The sequence below is a fragment of the Butyrivibrio fibrisolvens genome (assembly GCF_037113525.1).
Taxonomy (GTDB): domain Bacteria; phylum Bacillota; class Clostridia; order Lachnospirales; family Lachnospiraceae; genus Butyrivibrio; species Butyrivibrio fibrisolvens.
The window spans coordinates 1804824-1826123 of sequence record NZ_CP146963.1 but is presented as its reverse complement, the minus strand read 5'-3'; the positions used below and the strand labels follow the sequence as shown (position 1 = coordinate 1826123).

15 protein-coding genes are annotated in these 21300 nt (G+C 39.9%); 1 reads left to right on the top strand and 14 read right to left on the bottom strand.

The features are described from left to right. Positions 1–224 precede the first annotated feature (224 nt). The 5 genes from WAA20_RS07470 to serC all read right to left on the bottom strand — a co-directional run bounded on the left by WAA20_RS07470 (position 225) and on the right by serC (position 8877). On the bottom strand, positions 225–2999 hold the full coding sequence (locus WAA20_RS07470) for an FAD-dependent oxidoreductase (RefSeq protein WP_073385351.1): 2775 nt from the start codon (positions 2997–2999) through the stop codon (positions 225–227). Between the two features lie 415 nt (positions 3000–3414). Further along, positions 3415–4830, bottom strand: coding sequence for a hypothetical protein (locus WAA20_RS07465; RefSeq protein ID WP_073385106.1), 1416 nt, complete (start codon positions 4828–4830; stop codon positions 3415–3417). Positions 4831–4980: 150 nt separating this feature from the next. Continuing rightward, on the bottom strand, positions 4981–6219 hold the full coding sequence (locus WAA20_RS07460; protein ID WP_073385104.1) for a DUF1015 family protein: 1239 nt from the start codon (positions 6217–6219) through the stop codon (positions 4981–4983). A 291-nt stretch (positions 6220–6510) separates the two neighbouring features. After that, positions 6511–7680 (bottom strand): 3-phosphoglycerate dehydrogenase family protein, encoded by a 1170-nt coding sequence (locus tag WAA20_RS07455; protein ID WP_073385102.1) that lies wholly within the window; start codon positions 7678–7680, stop codon positions 6511–6513. 114 nt (positions 7681–7794) lie between these two features. Further along, complete coding sequence (gene serC / locus WAA20_RS07450) at positions 7795–8877, bottom strand: 3-phosphoserine/phosphohydroxythreonine transaminase (RefSeq protein ID WP_073385100.1); 1083 nt, start codon at positions 8875–8877, stop codon at positions 7795–7797. 679 nt (positions 8878–9556) lie between these two features. Between serC and WAA20_RS07445 the strand changes: the two genes are divergently transcribed. Further along, positions 9557–9892 carry a hypothetical protein gene (locus WAA20_RS07445; RefSeq protein WP_073385098.1) on the top strand — a complete coding sequence of 112 codons (336 nt, stop codon included), beginning with the start codon at positions 9557–9559 and terminating at the stop codon, positions 9890–9892. A 106-nt stretch (positions 9893–9998) separates the two neighbouring features. On the opposite strand, the gene WAA20_RS07440 is transcribed toward WAA20_RS07445, so the two are convergent. From WAA20_RS07440 to mgtE, 9 genes are all read right to left on the bottom strand, one after another. Further along, positions 9999–10172, bottom strand: coding sequence for a hypothetical protein (locus WAA20_RS07440; RefSeq protein ID WP_167562646.1), 174 nt, complete (start codon positions 10170–10172; stop codon positions 9999–10001). Between the two features lie 285 nt (positions 10173–10457). Next, positions 10458–11321: a zinc ribbon domain-containing protein gene (locus tag WAA20_RS07435; RefSeq protein WP_167562645.1), complete on the bottom strand. Its 864-nt coding sequence runs from the start codon at positions 11319–11321 to the stop codon at positions 10458–10460. Positions 11322–11543: 222 nt separating this feature from the next. Then, complete coding sequence (locus tag WAA20_RS07430) at positions 11544–12497, bottom strand: zinc ribbon domain-containing protein (RefSeq protein WP_073385094.1); 954 nt, start codon at positions 12495–12497, stop codon at positions 11544–11546. A gap of 226 nt (positions 12498–12723) precedes the next feature. Beyond that, positions 12724–14133 carry an MFS transporter gene (locus tag WAA20_RS07425; RefSeq protein ID WP_073385092.1) on the bottom strand — a complete coding sequence of 470 codons (1410 nt, stop codon included), beginning with the start codon at positions 14131–14133 and terminating at the stop codon, positions 12724–12726. A 46-nt stretch (positions 14134–14179) separates the two neighbouring features. Further along, positions 14180–15655, bottom strand: a complete 1476-nt coding sequence (locus tag WAA20_RS07420; RefSeq protein WP_073385091.1) for a hypothetical protein — start codon at positions 15653–15655, stop codon at positions 14180–14182. Positions 15656–15747: 92 nt separating this feature from the next. Continuing rightward, complete coding sequence (locus WAA20_RS07415; protein WP_073385090.1) at positions 15748–18282, bottom strand: glycoside hydrolase family 2 TIM barrel-domain containing protein; 2535 nt, start codon at positions 18280–18282, stop codon at positions 15748–15750. 232 nt (positions 18283–18514) lie between these two features. Beyond that, positions 18515–18802, bottom strand: coding sequence for a DUF6465 family protein (locus tag WAA20_RS07410; protein ID WP_073385088.1), 288 nt, complete (start codon positions 18800–18802; stop codon positions 18515–18517). Between the two features lie 162 nt (positions 18803–18964). Then, positions 18965–19609, bottom strand: a complete 645-nt coding sequence (locus tag WAA20_RS07405; RefSeq protein WP_073385350.1) for a phosphoribosyltransferase — start codon at positions 19607–19609, stop codon at positions 18965–18967. A 328-nt stretch (positions 19610–19937) separates the two neighbouring features. Then, positions 19938–21290, bottom strand: coding sequence for a magnesium transporter (gene mgtE, locus WAA20_RS07400; RefSeq protein WP_073385087.1), 1353 nt, complete (start codon positions 21288–21290; stop codon positions 19938–19940). Positions 21291–21300 lie beyond the last annotated feature (10 nt).

The window sequence follows — 21300 nt, the reverse complement described above, 5'->3', positions numbered from 1 at the left end:
TTGACCTGTTTTTGATATGGAGTCAAAAGAAGTTTTTGACTCATGAAAATATAGAGTTCTTTTTCGCTTTAACGCTTCAACGTATTATATTTAAGGTATCATAAATACGGTCTAGCGTCAAGGTTGAAGGGGAGTTCTATTGCTATTTTCATGAACAAAAGAGCTTCTATGCAAGGAACCAATCTTCCCTGACATAGAAGCTCTTGTTTTTACTTATAGCTTAATCAATCTTCACCGGTAACTTTAGTCTTAAGAATCTTAAATCCACGCTTTATCGCATAAGGGCCTACTGCCTTAAGCTTATCCTCGGATCTATACATAGTACTTGCTTCCGGTATATCTCTTGTGATGTGGATCGCATCGAATTCACACTTTGTAGTACAAAGTCCGCATCCAATACAGCGGTTAGTATCAACTGTTGTTGCACCACAGCCAAGACATCTTCCAGCCTCAACCTTAACCTGCTCAGGTGTGAAGGTCATGCGAAGGTCTTCAAATGTATCTTTTGATACGCCTGCCTTCTTGCCTGGAACCTGACGCTTAGCATTATCAAACTGCTCAACATTAATATCATCTTTGTTAAGTTCGATAAACTCTCTTCTGTCTCTTGCAAGGTCAAGTCTGTTACCTTTGTGTACAAAGCGGTTGATTGATACAGCGCCTTCTCTTCCGCCTGCAATTGCATCGATTGCAAATCTAGGTCCTGTATATACATCACCACCTGCAAAGATATCAGGATCGTCTGTCTGAAGTGTCAGAGGATCTGCTATTATGCCGCCGTTTGGTCTGAGCTTAACATTTGTTCCATCAAGGAGCTTGCCCCATTTAATGGACTGACCGATTGAAAGAAGTACATTCTCACAAGGAATCTCGATTGTATCGTTTTCATCATACTGAGGGTTGAATCTTCCGTCAGCATCCTTAACCTGAGTACATTTCTTGAAGACAATACTTACGACTTTGCCGTTTTCAACCTTAATTTCCTTAGGACCCCAGCCGTTCTTAACTTCAATGCCTTCTTCTTTTGCTTCTTCAACTTCGTCATCAGCAGCAGGCATCTCTTTTTCACCTTCAAGGCAGAGCATTGTAACTTTGGAAGCGCCGGCTCTAACTGCTGTACGAGCTACGTCTACAGCAACGTTACCACCACCGACTACTACTGTATCGCCAGTAACCTTGATAGTGTTATCAAGATTTATTTTTCTAAGGAAGTCAACACCGGTCATTACTCCGTCTGCATCTTCTCCCGGAACGCCTGCAAGTCTTCCGCCCTGGCATCCAACTGCGATAAAGAATGCTTTATAGCCCTGAGCACGAAGTGATTCTATTGTTACGTCTTCGCCAACATTTACGCCAGTCCTTATCTCAACGCCCATCTTGCGCATAACATCAATTTCAGCATCGATGATATCTTTTTCCAGACGATAAGAAGGAATACCGTTCATGAGCATTCCGCCCGGACGCTTCTCTTTTTCAAAAACAGTAACAGGATATCCGTCGCGGCGAAGGAAATATGCACATGCAAGTCCTGCAGGGCCGCCACCAATAACAGCAACCTTGTACTCATCGCCCCACATGCCGCCGTCATGCTTCTCGCAAAGAGGAACATATCTTTCATCCTTGTTAAGGTCAAGTGAAGCTATGAACTTCTTGATCTCATCGATAGCAAGAGGCTCATCGATAGTGCCTCTTGTGCAGGCATCTTCACATCTTCTGTTACAGATAGCGCCGCAGATCATAGGGAATGGATTGTCCTGCTTGATAAGCTTAAGTGCATCTTCAAATCTTCCCTCAGAAGCCATCTTGATATAACCCTGAACAGAAAGGTGTACAGGACAAGCGCTCTTACAAGGAGCTGTACCTGTCTCGTAGCAGTTGATCTTAGCGTCATCTCTGTAGTTATAATTCCACTTTTCAGGGCCCCACTTCTTGTTATCAGGAAGCTCAGCCTTAGGATAGGTTACGCTACTTCCGTCTTTCTTACAAAGCTTCTGACCAAGCTTAGCTGCACCAACGGGACATACTTCAACGCACTTACCGCAGGCAACGCACTTATCCTTATCAACATGTGCTCTGTATGCAGATGCTGACATGTTAGGTGTATTGAAAAGCTGAGATGTACGAAGGGCATTGCAGACACCAGGAGCACAGTTACAGATAGCTACTATCTTGCCGTCTCCGTCGATATTAGTGATCTGGTGTACATATCCGTGTCTTTCTGCACGCTCTAAGATCTCATATACTTCTTCTTTTGTAATATAACGGCCAATGCCACGATCTGCCATATATTCAGCCATATCGCCGACACTTATGCAGTATTCGCCTTCGATCTCACCGCTGCCTTCGCCTCTCATGGCCTGCTGCTTACGGCAAGAGCACTGTCCAACTCCGAATTTGTCATACATGTCGATCCATCTTGAAAGATGCTCAACAGAAACAGACTTATTCTCTGTGCTGATAGCTTTTTCAACAGGGATGACATGCATACCTACACCGGCGCCTCCCGGAGGTACCATCTGTGTAACTCCTGCAAGAGGAATCTGTGTCATAAGGTTGAAGAAAGTTGCAAGTTCCGGATGTGCCTGTGTTACAGCATCCTGCATCATCATGAATTCTGCAGATCCGGGAACAAAGATTGGAAGTTCGTACTGAAGGTGCTTATCAGGTGTCTTAGCTCTGTTCTGCTCGATAATTCCAAGAAAACGCAGATGCTCTACCATCTTCTGAGTATCCTCTAAAGACATGTTGTTCATCTGTGCAAGTTCAGGCACACTGTAAGGTACACGAGTTTTCTTGAAATTAAGAAGGAATCTTACTTCTTCCTTTTCGAGAATTCGATCCAGCATCCAATACTCCGGATCACGATTGTTGAGCTTATTACCAAGCTTTTTGGCTACACGATCTGTTATAAGCTTACCCAGCTGAAGTACCAGCTGTTCTTTCTCCGGATCCTCTGCCACATAATTGGGATCCTGCCAGAAATCCCTTTCGTTGATCATCGGATCGCCCGGCTTCCATTCCGCCATGCTTTTACCCATTGTCTCTTAATCTCCTAAACGAAATATTTCCAGATAGCAAAGCTATTATTTGCCGTTAATAACCTGCTATATAGATTTACTTGATCATACTCCCAGATATTTTGGGATCAAAAAAAGCTTACATGCAAGCATGTTGGCAATTTTTGATAATGATTTGTGTAACCTATATTCTACTATATTTCGTTCAGTAAAAATACAAGAAACTAATAATTTTTAGCATTGCGAAGGCTGGCTTTATCACTGTTCCAAAAGAAAACGCTCGTTATTCCATTGATTAATTATCATATTTAAGCATACGAAATAACACCAATTAATGGTTAATTTGAACATTATCTTTATTGGATCGTTCAAATTATATTTCCAAATGATAATATATCTAAATAAACTCTCCCAAAAGCGCATAAATATCTTCGATAGTATATGAAGGAGTTCCTGTAACGCCTTCCCCTCCATTTGTAGCATTATCTGAAGAATACCCTTCAAAATATACCGTATTTTCAAGCGATTTGGAGGAACCATATTGCTCTGTTCCAATCATTGTTCCCTCAGAATCATACAGGTATATATCATAGGCTATGACACTACCGCCGTAGACAGTTTCTATTCCTGTCATAACGCCATCGTCAGACCATAACGGAATACAGACATTCCAGGTATCAGAGCCTGTATACATGCCATATACATACTTGTCTGTTCCTTCGTATAAGTTAAAAACAGTAGCGATCATAGAGCCTTCTGCATTGTAGGATACGATGATATCAGAATCATCTTCACCATACATATAGCAGGCATAGAATAAAGATTCCATGACGGTGCCATCTTCAGCATATATTGTTGTATATCTTACTCTTCCCTTGCTGTCAGAATATGTATCTGAATTAAGTTCATCTATCCTCAACTGAATATCAGCTTCTGTAGTCATGAAGATTTCGGATATTCCAGAGTTGTAGCGGGCCTGATTATTAACCGTAGCATCGTCGCCTGATGCGTTTTCAGATGAACCATCCGTCTGGCTGTCAGATGAACTGTCTGCTGAACTTTGATCTGAGCCGTCTGCCGAAACGTCTGACGAATCTGGAGCAGAGCCGTCTGCAGCGCCATCTGGTGAACTTTCAGCTGCACCATTATCAGATTCTTCTCCGCTTCCATCTTCCGCTACTGAAGTTCCATCCGTTTCAGTCCCAGATGCTCCAGTAGTATTCTCTGAACTTCCAGTTCCTGACGTACCGGCATTATCCGAGCTTCCTGTTCCTGAAGTGCTGCTTGATGCGCTGGCACTTAGTAGTTCCTTCGCCTTTTCTAAAAGCTCTATAGCTTCATCTTTCTTTCCTTTTCTAATAAGAACCTCAGCCTGACCCAGATATCCATCCGGATTATCAGGTTCAAGCTCCTGCATTTTAATAAAGTCAGCTTCTGCGCTGTCAAAATTCGCTATGCTGTCTCCAAGGCATAGATACGCACTACCTCTGCCTTTATAAGCTTCAACAAGGCCATCATCAATTTGAATCGCCTGATCAATAAGCTCTATAGCCTTGCCCGCAGCCACATCGTTAACACACTTCCAGCTAAGAATATCAATAGCAGGGTCCAAATATTCCTTTGGATCCTGCTTAGCTTCTTCCTGCGTAGATGCAGAAGATGCAGCATCGCTCTGCTCAACAGGTGTTCCATCAGGATTAATAGCTATCCCTTCTGATCCCACTCCGTCATTATTTCTGCTACATCCGCATACCGCAGTCATATATACTGTTATTGTTAAAATATTGATTATTAGTAGTATTCTTTTTTTCAAAAAGCTCTCCCTGCTTTCATTTTTTAGTAAGTACCATCCTGTAAACTATAATAATCTTAAACCCTTTAACGACGCTTAACCTTGCAAGTTACTCTTAACCCAAGGCTATAAGTGTACAGCAAAACATCCCTTATCTATAATACCATCTTCTTAAAATGTATGAATGAACAGACCACTCAAAAGCTTTGGCTCAAACCATGTTGATTTAGGCGGCATAAGCTTACCCGCATCAGCAACGGCAAACAGCTCCCCTATCGATGTTGGATACATAGCAAATGCTATTTTCATATCCTCATGGCATCTTCTCTCAAGCTCCTTAAGGCCTCTGATTCCACCTACAAAATCTATCCTTGAATCATTCTTAGGATCTTTGATTCCAAGCACAGGATCTAATATCTCATTTTGAAGGATCGAAACATCAAGTCCCTCAACCGCATCATCTTTTCTTACAGACTCTTTTGCCACAAGATCATACCAAATGTTATTCATATACATGGATGCATGGTACTTGGCAACTGGCTTAACAGCCTCTTTTCCAAGCTCCTTCACATCATACTTTTCTTTAAGCTTATCCATAAACTCCTGATCAGATAAACCGTTAAGATCCTTAACTACTCGGTTATAATCCATTATCATGAGCTCATTCTCTGGGAAAAGAACTGAAAGAAAATAGTCATATTCCTTCTGCCCCGTAGGATTGGAATCTTCACTACGTCTCTTAAGACCAACTTTCACAGCTGATGCACAGCGATGATGTCCGTCAGCAATGTATATCGAATCTATAGTTTCAAAGATATCACTAATCTTTTTGACATCATCTTCATCTGCTGCAACCCATACGCGGTTAATAACTCCGTCTTTAGAGGTGAACTCATAAACAGGAGTCTGTGTGTACTTGATCTTCTCTACGATCTTATCGATCTCTTTATTATTTCTATACCCAAGGAAAATAGGTCCGGTCTGAGCATCACAGGCATCGACATGACGGATACGATCCTGCTCTTTTTTCTCAAGTGTGTTTTCATGCTTTTTGATTACATTATTAACATAATCATCAATAGATGCGCAGCCCACAAGACCTGTCTGCTTCCTTCCATCCATTGTCTGCTCATATACATAAAAGCAAGGAACTGAGTCCTGAACATAAATTCCCTTATCAATCCTGTTCCATAAGATATCATGCGCTTTTTTATACACATCATCTGCGTATATATCATGTCCTTCTTCGAACTGTGTCTCGGGACGATCTATTGCCAGAAAAGAAAGCGGCTCTTTTTCCACTTCTACTCTTGCCTCTTTAGAATTAAATACATCATACGGAAGCGCTGCACACTTGTCTGCAAGTGAAGGTTCCGGTCTATATGCTTTAAAAGGTCTGATTGATGCCATATTGTGTCCTTTCTGCTTCTGATAGCAAACACTTATCTAATAATACCAAATTTTGACTACATTTTGTTAACTTATCTTGATGATCAAATCACATAAGTGGATAATATATCTCTTTTATTACTTATTTAGAAAACATATATATCGAATTAGTCCCTAACATCGAAACAAGCCCAGCGATAATGCTGGGCTTATTCGATGTAAAGGACTATGCTATTACCTGAACATCGCTGTGTTGGTTATCGGAGATATTCTCTCCTCGAAACTATGAAAAAATATCAATTGTATTTTTTCTTAGACATTTTTACGAACTACTCTTACGCGGAATACGCCTTCGATCTCCTGGAGCTTTTTAACTGTCTCGTCCTTGATAGCATCTTCGAAATCCATGATTGTATAAGCGTATTCACCTTTGGACTTATTAGCCATGTCTGTGATGTTAATGCCCTCGTTACCAAACTCTCTTGTGAATTTGGTGATCATGTTGGCAACATTCTTGTGGAAGATAACGATACGAGGTCTTACACATACGCCAAGGTTAACATCAGGATAGTTGACTGAGTTTGAAATGTTACCATTTTCAAGATACTCCATCATCTCCATAACAGCCTTGATAGCACAGTTGTCTTCAGACTCTTCTGTTGAAGCTCCAAGGTGAGGAATAACGATACAGTTGTCGTGACCTGCTGTTGTTGTATTCGGGAAATCTGTTACATACTTACGGATCTTACCAGAATTGATTCCTGAAAGAACTGCAGCTTCATCGCAGAGAATATCTCTTGCAAGATTAAGAAGGATGACGCCTTTCTTCATCTTAGCGATTGCTTCTGCATTTACCATACCCTTTGTTGACTCAAGAGCAGGTACATGAATTGTAATAATATCACACTTTGAGTATATATCATCTACATTAGTTACATGGTGAACATCAGAAGACATGTTCCATGCAGCATCAACTGAAAGATATGGATCATAGCCATATACATCCATTCCAAGAAGCTTTGCAGCGTTAGCAACTCTTACACCGATAGCTCCAAGGCCGATGATACCGAGCTTTTTGCCCATGATCTCATTACCTGCGAATTTCTTTTTTGCCTTCTCAGTAACCTTAGCAATCTCAGGGTCGCCTGCATTAGCCTTAACCCATTCTACGCCACCGATAATATCACGAGATGCAAGGAGCATAGCAGCAATAACCATTTCCTTAACGCCGTTAGCATTAGCGCCTGGTGTATTGAATACAACAATACCCTTTTCGGCACACTTCTCAAGAGGAATGTTATTAACACCAGCTCCTGCTCTTGCGATACAAAGGAGGTTGTCTGAGAATTCCATATCATGCATAACAGCACTTCTTACAAGAATGCCGTCTGCGTCGTCAACGTTATCTGTTGCTGTAAAATTATCTGTGAAGTTATTAAGACCGATCTTGGCAATCGGATTCAAGCACTTATACTTGTACATATCTCCTCTTTCTGATGCCCGAACGCATCACGTACTATATCTATCATACATTTTAAATAACTACTGTTTTGATACTATTATTCATTCTGGTAAACTTATGTATCTTTTTACAATTTAGCTATTAGCCTTCTCGAACTGGTCCATGAACTGAACGAGCTTCTCAACACCAGCCTTAGGCATTGCATTGTAGATAGATGCTCTCATACCACCAACTGTTCTGTGTCCCTTAAGTGATACAAGTCCCTCAGCTGTAGCCTCTTTGATGAACTTAGCGTTAAGCTCTTCAGAATCTGTTACGAATGGAACGTTCATAAGAGATCTGTCTTCTACGCGAACTGTACCCTTGAACATCTTGGACTGATCAAGATAATCGTAGAGAACCTTAGCCTTCTCTTCGTTTCTCTTCTGCATCTCTGCAAGTCCGCCCTGAGCCTTAAGCCATTTGAATACAAGACCGCAAATATATATTGACCAGCAGTTAGGTGTGTTGTAAAGAGATCCGTTATCTGCCTGAGTCTTGAACTTAAGCATTGTAGGTGTATAAGGAAGAACATCATCACGGATAAGGTCTTCGCGGATGATAGAAATAACAAGACCTGCAGGTCCTACGTTCTTCTGAACACCTCCATAGATAATGCCGTACTTGGAGATGTCTTCAGGCTCAGAAAGGAAGCATGAAGATACATCAGCTACAAGATCTTTACCTTTTGTATTAGGAAGTGTGTTGAAGTGAGTTCCATAAATTGTGTTGTTCTTGCAGATGTATACGTAATCCATATCATCTGTTATAGGAAGATCTGAACAATCAGGAAGGTATGAGAATGTCTTATCAGCACTTGATGCAAGCTGAACAGCCTCGCCATAGATAGCAGCTTCCTGGCAAGCCTTCTTAGCCCACTGACCAGTGATAACATATCCGGCTTTCTTATTCTTCATAAGGTTCATAGGAATAGCTGCGAACTGCTGACTAGCTCCGCCCTGAAGGAAAAGAACCTTATAGTTATCAGGAATATTATAAAGATCTCTAAGATCCTGCTCTGCTGTCTGAATGATTGAATCGAAAGTCTTGGAACGGTGGCTCATCTCGTTAACAGACATACCACATCCATGATAATCAAGCATCTCTTTCTGCGCTTCTAAAAGAACTTCTTCCGGAAGAACTGCCGGACCAGCTGAAAAATTGTAAACTCTAGACATTGCGACCTCCGCCTGAAAAATTATAAATTTTCACTCCGCCACTTTAATCTGCGAAATTATTGATGTTAAATACATTCTAGTCGCCTGTAAAAAAATGTCAATATCACAAAATTAATAAATTTCAGATTTCAAAAAATTAAATTTGCACAAGTGTGTTAAATTATCGCATGTTATTTTATTCTTTTAAATAATTAGTTTTCCCTTATTTTATCTGAATTACAACCATTTTGCTATTTTCTCTTCAAATCATTTTTGCCACGATTTTTATGCTGTTTTTCTATGGATTTTTTCACAATTCTTCTTGAAATATTTTATTTTTTTGTATTCAAGTCTTGGTTTTTTCTCAAAAAAATCATAATAATATTGATCAATTAATTATCATCAATATGTTTTGATGATTTTTATATTTCTTTATATTGATAATATTTATATCACATGCTTCTACCTCTTCCTTATTCGTTGGTATTTTATTCATGGTTTTTGCATATTATACGTATTATTATGCATTTATTCATCTCTTCCGAATTATTCATATGCATTTTTTTCATCCTGGGACCAAGACTTAAAAGTTGCAATTTTCTGTCGTTATGTTATTATAAAAGTAGTCGGCACTTCGTAAACTTTCTAAAATTGATAATGCAAATATTGTTTTGTTTTTTCAAGGAAGAAGGTACTATTTATGGCAGTTGGAGCTATCAGAGCAATGCGCGCATATAGCAATGTTTCTTTTACTCAGCCTTTGAATTATGCCCTTACAAATAATTCTGAGGTATCTACTGCGTATGCACAGTCTGTGCAACAACCTACGGAAGTGGCTAGTGCAATTGATCCTGTAAGCCCAGTGGGATACCCTAACGCTCAGAAGATCAGTGCCAAGAAGCTAGATCCAATTGGTACAAGTGCAATGTTCAATGAAGTAGCGAAGTCTTTTGGCGGAAGCGTGACAGGATATGGCTCTAAAGGAGCTGGAAGCACTTATAACACTATTGGACAGAATATTGATGTTTTAGTATAACTTAATAGTAATACCTAAAAGGGATGCCTCACACGGCATCCCTTTAAATATATAATAATCTATTAGTGCATCCCTTGAGTAAAGCATCGCTACTCTTAGTACACCCTTAGCAATATCCAAGTATCATTGATATGCTACATGTCATATCAGCAAATCTGTTAAGTTCATTTTCTATGTTTTTAAGCTCGAATTCATTAGCATCAGACTTATCCATGTGCTCAACCGGAATAATAACGTATCTTTTCTTGATCTCATCAAAAAATTCAATTATATCGACCATTTCTCTAATCCTCCCTGTTATACTTCTTCTGATCTTCTGCGAAGAGGGCAGTCTACATAAAATCTTCTCTGAATACCAAAAACTCCAAGAATCTTATCTATCATCTTCATGATTATCTCCTATCTCCGGCGTTTCAGCTCGGCTGACTTGGTTTCTTTTCTTATCTTGATTTAATGATATCAGAGGATATATCACAGAAATGTCACACCAATCAGAGCAATAAAAAAACGAGTCAGATCAAGGCTTTTAGCCCTGACCTGACTCGTAATAAACAGGTTAATTCAATCAGTCTTTCTCGAATGTTGTGTTACCGATTTCAATTTCATCATCACTGATAAGAATTTTTGTTTTGTTATAGTTGTCGTAAAATTCTGAATCATGGAATTCATAACCATAGAAGACTACATAAACTTCATCATCATCATCATCTTCATAGCAATAGTACGCTAATGTTTCCTTATCTCCGTCATCATCGAATGTAGCTTTACCATTCTTGAAAGAGATAGAGATTTCATCATCATCGTCAGAAACGAATTTACCACTTGGACCTGCTTTGAAGTTTTCAGCATAATAAAACTTCTCACCAGCCATAGTTATGATGTTCTTTTTCTTATTATATTTGAAAGAAATACCTGACTCATCATCATCATCATCAGATTCCATGCTATCCTTAAGATCTTCGATTTCTTCCTCGATTTCATCCTTATCCATGTCAAGCTCATCCGCAAGATATTTCTTGCAATCATCAGTTAACTTAAGTGATTTTGCATCAAAAAAGATTTCATCATCTTTGATCTTATATTTCATGGTCATCTCATATCCCATTGCTGTAAGAGTAACCTTATTACCTTTGAAAGTCATGAATGAACTTCCATCTGTATAAGTTCCCTTTAATCCGCTACCGCCAAAGATTCCCTTTAATACAAAAAAGAGAACAAGTACAGCAACAACTGCAGCTGCGATCATACCAATCTTCTTAGCATCAAGGTTATTGCCTGAACCACCTGCAACTCCATCAGCTCTTGCTCCAGCATTCTGGAACGCCTGATTCATCTGAGGCGCCTGAGTCTTAGCTGCCATCTGAGCTCCACAATTTGGGCATACTGCTGCTCCGTCCGGAACCTGTGCTCCACAATTTCCACAAAACATTTTTCTTTCCTCCATGTATGTTGATTTTTTAAGCCAACGTTAACTTTAGCACATATCAGGCTTTATAGCAATGGTTTACGCCTTTTATTATTGCAATCCCCGTAACATTTTTCTAATAAAAACTTATCAAATCCTCAAAACATTTGGTCAAAAAACGGTGCCAGGACATTTTCAAATGCCTTGGCACCGTTATGATCAACTACTATTCAATTTGCCTGAATATTACTTTTTGTATTCTGCATCGCCAATTTCGAACTTATCTTTTTTGGTGTTATACTCGAACTCTCTTGTATAATGATCTTTGTAGAAATCAGAATCATAAAAGTCTTCTCCATAAAAGACTACGAAAACATTATCTTTCTTATCTACATAGCAATAATAAGTAAATTCTTCATCATCGCCATCATCGTCATAAGTAGCTTTACCATTCTTAAAGGAAAGTGTCTTATCATCATCTTCTTTATTAGTATACTTGCCACTTGGTCCTTTTTTATAATTTTCCGCATAATAAAGTATAGTACCACTATCCATCTCTATATAGTTTTTCTTTTGGTTATATTCTAATTTGTCATCAAAAGGAGTTTCTTTAACGAGATACTCTCCAAGGGCTTCTCCATCATCATCTTTATATGCCTTATATAAAGCCTCAGATAAATCATCGTAATCAGCATCATCTTCAAGCATATCTTCAAGATCATCCTCATCAACGCCATACTCATCCGCTATATATTCCCAGAAATTGTCAGAGACTGTGGTAGATTCAATATCTACTATAATATTTTTTTTCTTCATCTTATACTTGAAAGAAATCTCGGACTCTTCTTCTATAAGGCTCATGCGTCCGCCTTCAAATTTAATCGTAATAATTCCGTTTGTATACGTACCCTTAGGCCCTGATCCACCGGCAAACTTTACAACACAGAAAATGATAAGTGCAACAACTACAACACAAGCGGCTATTATGCCGATCAGCTTACCGTTACCCTTCTTAGGTGCATTTCCTGCAGGAACTCCCTGATTAGGAAAACCTCCCTGCGGATTCTGAAACTGAGGACTCTGATACTGAGCGCCCTGATTCATATTAGGTGCCTGTGCCTTTGGTGCCATTGCTGCGCCGCAATTAGGACAAACTGTTGATCCATCCGGAACCTGTGCTCCACAATTTCCACAAAACATGTTGTACCCTCCAAAAAGTAATTTGAATTATTAGTTAACGCCACCAATCAAGCACATCTCAAAAACACGATGTACTTATTAATTATACCACAAATAACTTTATTACATACATATTTTATTATATTTTGGTATTGTTCTATTTTTTAAAAAATACGGGTGTCCAAAGCTTTGCTTTTTATTTTCAAGCCTCGGTCACCCGCATCTTTTTTATCTTTTTATCTCTTTATCAGATTTCGTCGCTTCCTTTGAGCTCTTTAATCTTGCCAAGGATCATCTTTTCATTGAAGCTGAAGAACAGAACTGCGCCAACAAAACATGTAATAAGCGCAACAATTGCTGTTGTTCTGTAGCACTGCTTAACCTCTGAAAGTGTTACAAGGCCTGACGAAAGGTTGTCTTCTGTATCAATCGCTGTGATAGTTGTAAATACAACCATTGCAAGGGCTTGTCCCATCTTGAAAGCAAAGGTTCTTGCCGCAAAGAACATTCCGGATCTGTCTTCGCCTGTCTCAAGTCTTGTGCACTCTGCAACGTCAGCAACACAGGCCTGAGGAAGGATTCCAAGGATAGCCATAGGAACTGCAGCTGTAACAGCAACGATGAAGCCCCACTGTACACCCACACCGCATATAGAAGTAATGAGGAATACGATGCAGTATGTAAAGAAGCCTGTAATGATAAGGCTCTTCTTACCAATCTTCTTGGCAAGAATATTAACAAGAGGATAAAGACATACACTGATGGCTGTCATTGTAGCTGTTAATGTAAATGTCATTGTATCAGGAATCTCCATGAGCTTGGTCTCATAGAAAGGAAGTCCTGTCTGGAACAGAGTAAGTGCAAAGAAATAAATCACATCGCTGTAAACAAAACGTCTGAACTGACCATTTGAGAATGTATTGATAAGTGATTTAAAAGGCTTTGTTTCACTGGGTTTGGAATCGATATAATCTCTCTCCTTGATGTAGAAAGCAGGGAACAGCATAGCTACGCAGGCAATAGCTGACATGATAGCTACAGCCATTCTGATGGAACCTGCCTGACCAAATGATCCCTCAAGCGCTCCTGCCACATTTGGAAGAAGAAATGAAATACTCTGACCAACGATAAATGTGAATGAAATGTATGTTGAAACATTAATCCTGTGCTGCTGTGTGTCACCAAGCTCTGCGATAAGCGCATTGTAAGGTGTACAGAACATTGTCATGAACAGATAGAATACCATCAGAAGAACAAAAAGTGCAGTGTCGTTAAGCGCAATATTTGAAGTCTGAGGTACTGTAAAAAGAGCTATAGTAATAACTGCAAAAGGAATAGCCATAGCACGCATGAAAGGAATTCTTCTGCCGCCCTTATAACATGCTCTGTCTGACCATCCTGCAATAAGAGGATCAGTAATAGCATCAAAGATACGTCCTGCAGCAAGTACAAGACCAAAAAGTGTCAGCTTGAAAAGAATAGGGCTCTGTGTAATACCAGATGCAAAAAGTCCTGTGTTAGGACTGTCCGCACTTGGTGTTCCCGTATAGTAGTAAACCATCCAGTTTCCAACAATACCTGAAAGAAGGCTCCATCCGAACTGGCCCACTGCAAATATCCATAATAGTTTGTTAGTAATAGGTTTTAACTGTTTCATATATTTTCCCTCTCTTCATTTAACCTTTTTACCAGGTTTTCATAGATCATTTATCGCTATTTTTTAACCCCATAGCAATTTTTACTACGTTCATTGCGCCGTCATAAAGACCGGCCTTTTTGTTGTTCATGATGTTCACACACATATCTTCAAGGAAGTGTCCATCCCAGAGGAACATGTTAAGCATCTGTATAGTGTGACCCATATCACGGCATTCGAGTGTACCGTCGCCAACTTCCGCAGAGTGAATAGCCCCCCACATTTCGTGCTTACCTACTCGCCTTATAAAGAGCTTAGGAACCGGATAGAACGCAAGTTCTGAAGGTTTAGTAACTAGTACATCACAGCTTCTCATAAGAAGATTGGTCGCATATACTGCTTCGAAGATATTTTCATGGTAAAAACCGTGAATGCCTGTGATCTCATTTTCAGGATCAAGAGCTTTAGCCGCAAAGCTTTCTGTCTCTGACCAATTGTTCATATGTTCGAAAGAAAGCTCTCTCATGCCGGGAATCTCTGCTATAAGCTCATCCCAAACATTTCTGTAATCGCCAACGTTGACATATAAAGCAGCCTTACCCTTATTAACCAGAGGAATAAGGTGCTTGATGATGCCGGCAAAGATCTCCTTCTGGGCACCGGCTCCGCCTATTGTAAGAAGGAATCTTGTAGGCTTACCATTTTTCTTTCTATCAATTCTTGCCTTACAGTCAGCTTCGATATTCTCTACAAGTTCATAATCAATGTAATGACCTGTATACTTAAGCGCATCTGACGGCATAGGACTACATACCTTCTTGCCATTCATTCCGTTAAGAATCCTGTAACCCTGGTAAGAATTATAAGTCTGGATCGTATGAACACTGCCCTCAGAAAGGTGAAGCGCCATAGGCCAGTTATCAGGAATCGCATTGACAACATACTTCATTCCTGCATGTATTGCCGCCTGTGCAGGCCATACATGAGTTCCGATAACAGGTATATCTTTTGGAATATTTCTATACACAGGAGCCATAAGCTCTGCATTCTTCTGATCTGTGCAGTTATATGAAAGTCTTCTGAACAGTTCGTAGTTAACCGGCTCCCATACAAGCTTGTTGAACACAGGGTTCTTGGACAATCTTGATCCAAGTGAATAGAGCTCGTTCTGGCCGCTTATAAGCTTAGTACAGGTCGTTGTAGGAAAAGAGTTAAGGTCAAGCCAGTAAGGCTTGTATCCAAGAGCTTTAGCCGCTGAAGCCATCGCCATCGAGATACGGTAGTGGCCAAATCCCATTCTTATGTTTCCTACTATTATTCCCTTTTCTGTGTCAAAAGAAGTATCGCCTTTTCCCTCAGCAACTCTTATATCAGACACTCCAAGTGATGGTCCAATGTACGGATTCTCTACTATTTTCACATCATATAATACACCTGAATCATCACCGTATTTTTTTGCATTTTTGATCTTTGTTTTAACAGCACTTTTGTAAGTCCTTGGAGGCATCTCGTTACCAAAGATAACCTTTGCTTTGTCTGCCATATGGCACCTTCCTTTTAATATTTTCTTTTTATTACGTTTTTACTTTTATTACGTTTTAACTTTTATTGCGTTTAACTATCTTTACGCTTTTCTTATTCAGCTTTGCCCAAAGCAGATACGTCAAAATCAATTTCCTTTTCATCAAACGCTGTTTTGATCTTAAGCTGCGCCTTGCCACTCTCTCCCGTTGTTCTTATGTAGCATCCGCCCATTCCGCCTTGCAGTGATACAAGTGACGGTCCGTAAATCTCAGCAGGTCCTGATACCGAGAATGATACAGGCTCGTTGGCAAAAGGAGCTACGTTTCCATTCTGATCAACCGCCCTGATCCTGACAGCTGCAACATCATAAGTTTCATCTTCTACAAGTTCTGTATGATCCACCCTTATATCAAGTTTAAGGCTTACTGAAGGTGACTTAACAACCGTTTTAACGACCTTGCCATCCTTTATTGCTTCAAACTTGAATTCTGTGGATTTGCCGCCCCAGTCACCTATATACTTATTATATAATCTTGTTGCATCTTCGAAGGACATATGCTTGATCGTAAGGAGCTTACCGGCTTTGAGCATTCCCTTAACGCCGATGCCGCCCATTCCAAATCTTGCTGCCCTGTTCATAAGATACTTGATATCATCGCACTGACTCTTACTATAGGACTCTTTTTCCGTGTCTCTTATCTGATCACCAATATAATCATCGATAAGAAGTGGTCCATGAGCTATGTTGCCAAAAGGTGAATCTTCTTTCTTATATTCATGAATGAATATATCGTTTTTATAAAATCTGACACTATCAGCATTGGTGATCATCCATACATCACCTCTTATGCATTCGTCATGCTCTCCTATATCCATTGAGGATGAGATCTCAAGAACCGGATGTTCATCTCTCTGACTTTCATAAACAGCCGCTGCAAGCTTTGGATTCCTGAACATATCCATAACGCCGTGATAGCAGATACGATCGCCTGATCCAAAATCCTTGTGAGTATTGTAATCAAACATACACCAGCCAAAAGAGCCTGCGATATCATCATATGATGCGACCCTGTCGATAACTCTTGCATGTCTTATGGCATGCTCTGATCGTCTGTCTTCTGTGTCAAAGCTCTTACAAGGGAACATGTGACCATTATATTCTGTTATAAGATATGCATGCCCGTCATCATTTGTAATCTTCTTACGTGGCGCACATCCGGGATTTGAACCATTATGAGAAAAGTCATTATAGGTATAAACATCTTCCAGAAGATGGCTATGATCTTTGGCTCTTACACCGCCTGTCTGTCTGCTGTCATCAAGGCTGTGAGCAAGATCATTAGTCCTTACATAAAACTCGTCATCATCAGAAGATTCATTAATCCTTACGCCCCAGAGCATAAGGCTTGCATGATTTCTATACTGGGTGATCATCTCTTCAAGATTTACAAGGGCCTGATCCTTCCACTTATTATCTCCAATATGCTGCCAGCCAGGGAACTCCATAAATACAAGAAGTCCAAGCTCATCACATCTTGATATGAAATCATGTGACTGAGGATAGTGAGAAGTCCTTACCGCATTAAGCGAAAGCTCATTTCTGAGGATATCAGCATCCATGATCTGCATTGACTTTGGCATTGCATAACCAGCATACGGATAGCTCTGATGTCTGTTAAGTCCTCTTATCCTGAACTTTCTTCCGTTAAGATAAAAGCCGTCGCGCCTAAAATATGTCTTCCTGAATCCGAATCTTACTTCTTTTTCATCAATAACATCAGTACCATTAAGGAGCTGGATTTCAAGAACATACATTGCAGGATGCAAGACATCCCACAAAGATACAGGAAGCGTGCGGTGCTTTATTCCCTTTGTCTTCCCATCCATCTGCGCTGTTCCAAGCTCAGTTTCTTTAAAATACGAATCGGATGATACATTATCGCAGCAAGCATCAAATGCGCATCTAAGCTTTTCCGGAACCTTTTCATCTGCAGCAAGCTTCTCATCCGTAAATCTCTTAAGACTAAGCTTTACTAACAGATTTTTATCTTCATGATCCAGAGTTATATCTGCCTTAACTTCAGCTACTGTCTTACTGCCGGACAGACTGCTTTCATCATATGTATATCCCTTTGGGATAAGCCCTCTAACGAATATATCTTTTATATAGTTCTCAGGTCTTATCTCAAGTGAAACAGGTCTATAGATACCTGTATATGTCATGTAGTCAACAACATGTCCAAAAGGCGGTACATTGTCTTCTTCTGTTCCTGATACTTTCAGGGAAAGAACATTGTCACCCTCGTACTTTATATGATCTGTAATATCGGCATCGAAGGCTGTATATCCGCTTCCATGGCTGCACACAGACTCTCCATTAATAAACACCTGCGCCACATGTGCAACGCCCTCAAAATGAAGGATGATCTTTGATCCCTTCCATGCAGGATCTGCCTTAAAAGTCTTACGATATCCGCAAACCTTCTGATATACTGACTCATCAAAATAATGCAGATCCGTAACCGCCAGTGTATGTGGAATACGTACAGTCTCCATATCTTTTTCATCAAATGCGTCTGTACAAATATCATCCCTGTACTTATCTGTAAACTTCCAGTTATCGTTAAATGGAATATTCAGCCTCAATTGGCACCTCTTTCATCTTCCCTATAAAACATTTTTATATCTTGAGAAAAAACCGATTGTAACCCAAAAGGAAACGTTTTGAAAATTTATCGTTTCTTAATATCATTGTACTAATATGCTGATAAATTAACAAGAAACGAAAATGACGAATTTCGTTTCCGCTAATTGTGCACTTTTTTTAACAGCAAAAAAAGACTGAAGAACACTCTCCAGTCTTTTGCCAAAATACATATTACAATTCGAATGAACCAACTTCCTTGCCGTTAGCAACATAATAAACTCTGTTCTCTTCCGGCTTTACATAAAGATCGATCGTCTTAAGATCCGCTGCTGCTTTACCAAGGGTCTTAACCCAATAATTCTTAGCGTTCTTTACGATATCATCGTAAGAAATGTTCTTGTCAGCGTACTGAAGCTCGATCTTGGTCTTTACTGTTGTTGCTGCTTTCTTAGCAGCAGGCTTTTTTGCAGCTGTCTTCTTAGCTGCTGGTTTTGCTGCAGTTTTCTTTACCTGAGCCATGACTTTTCCTCCTCATAGGCAGCCTATCGAAAGTAAACCAGGCTTTGCTCTAAACTACATTTTTCTTAAGAATATGTTTACAAAGAAAAATGTACGCTTTTTTGTTAATCTTGTCAAGCCGCTTTCTGACTTATTCTCGAAAACTCAGAATCCGAAGAAGTGCTAGTGTCTTACTTCAGAATAACCGAAGCCATTACAAATAGCAGTAATTCTGGTTCCATCCTGACACATCTTGCAATTATCATGGCTATAAGAAATATAATCCGGGATGTCTGCCTTTGTGAAAAGAGCATTGATCTCATGTCCGGCAACAGATGTACCTGCTGAGAAGATTGTCGATACACCGCTCACATGGCCGCCGTAATACTTAATTCCTTCTATCGCTCTTGATACAGTCTTACCTGTAGTCATGGACGCAAGAAGTAAAAGAACATGCTTTTCATTGACCATCATAAGCATATTATCACGGAAAATAAGCTGACCAGCCTGATCGTACTCAGGAGTAGCTACATAGATTGTCTTATGGCGGTTCATTGATAAAATGCCGGCTTTGGAGAGTTCATCTGCAAGATATGCACCAATAACCTCAGTTCCATCCATGCAGATAATGGTATCAATTACTGTGGTAGCCATATAACTCTGACTCATAGCCATAGCAATAGCACGCGCCTCTGACTGTCTGGTCTTCATGGTAGTCATATCCATATAATAATTGATATGGGAATTTGGGGTTACGAAATGACCTGGAATAACTTTAAGTGCAATGTCCGGATACTTCTTGGAATAAATCTTTGTATACTCTAACATCAGCCTCTCCGTTCCGGGAGTAATCATCTCCCTTTGCCTCGTTAATGGTACATTATAGCGAATCATACATTCCAGAATCAAAGATTCAAAAACATATGACTTCTTGAACGAAAACCTCTATGATCAGGTGATTTATTAGATACTATGAGGTAGGTGTCAACAGTTCCTTTTGACACCCAGCACTTTTTTGAAATATCTCACATCAATATTTTATCACAATTTCGTCTATAATTGGGAAGTATATTTTTACTATAGAAATTTCCTATCGAATCAAAAAAGACCTCCCATTCCATCAAGGAAAGGAGGCCGAAAAGTCTTAAATATTCATCTACGAAAAATCTAAAAGATGTGTTGCTATAGTAAAGTATGCAAGAAGTGAGATCGCATCTACAATAGTTGTGATCATAGGGCTCGCCATTACTGCAGGGTCAAGTCCGATCTTATCTGATATCATAGGAAGAAGGCAACCAACACACTTTGCGATGATAACTACAAGGAACAGTGTTGCACATACAATAAGTGCAATCTTAAAGTCTATCCTGTCAATTGTCAGAAGCTTTACAAAGTTAGTAACTGCAAGCGTAGCGCCGCACATGGCAGCAACTCTTATCTCTTTCCACACAGTCTTAAAGAGATCCTTGAATTCGATCTCATCAAGTGAAAGACCACGAATGATCGAAACGCTGGCCTGAGAACCTGCATTACCGCCTGTATCCATGAGCATTGGAATATACGCAGTAAGAACAACATATTTAGCCAGTGCATTTTCAAAGCTTGTAATGATAGCTCCTGTGAATGTGGCACTTATCATGAGAAGTAAGAGCCAGGGCATTCTCTTTTTATAAGTAGCAAAGATACCTGTCTTAAGGTAAGGCTTATCGGATGGCACGATAGCTGCCATCTTTTCGATATCCTCTGTAGCCTCCTGCTCCAGGATATCCACAACGTCATCGACTGTGATAATGCCGACCATACGGTTTTCATTATCAACAACAGGCATGGCTGTAAAGTCGTACTTCTGAATCTTACGCGCAGCCTCTTCCTGGTCGTCCATTGTTCCAATGGATATGACATTGTCATTCATTATGTCACCGATGATCGAATCTTCACTCAAGATCAGAAGATATCTAAGGTCAACGGTTCCAACCAGAACACGTCTTGCATCCAGAACATAACAAATATTAACAGTCTCTGAATCAAGACCTATTCTGCGGATTCGTTCTATAGCCTGTCCTATTGTCATATCCTTCTTAAGATCAACATACTCCACCGTCATGATAGAGCCTGCAGAACGTTCCGGATATTGAAGCAGCTGATTAATATCCTTACGCGTCTCAGGGTTAGCATGCGCAAGAATTCTCTTAACTACGTTAGCCGGCATCTCCTCAAGGAAATCCGCAGCATCATCAGCATACAGGTTGTTTACGATGTTTGAGGTTTCTCTGTCTGACAAGAAACTGATAATATACTGTTGATCGTCAGACTCAAGATTAGCAAATACTTCAGCAGCCATATCCTTGGGCAAAAGACGGAAAAGCTTGAGGGAATCCTCATCCTTCATTTCACCCATAACAAGAGCTACATCGACTTCCTGCATGTCAGCGATGAGCTCACGGAGTTTAGTGTACTGCCTGGTCTCTAGGAGATCACGGACAATCTCCTGATAGTTCTTTTCTTCCATGGCTATTCTC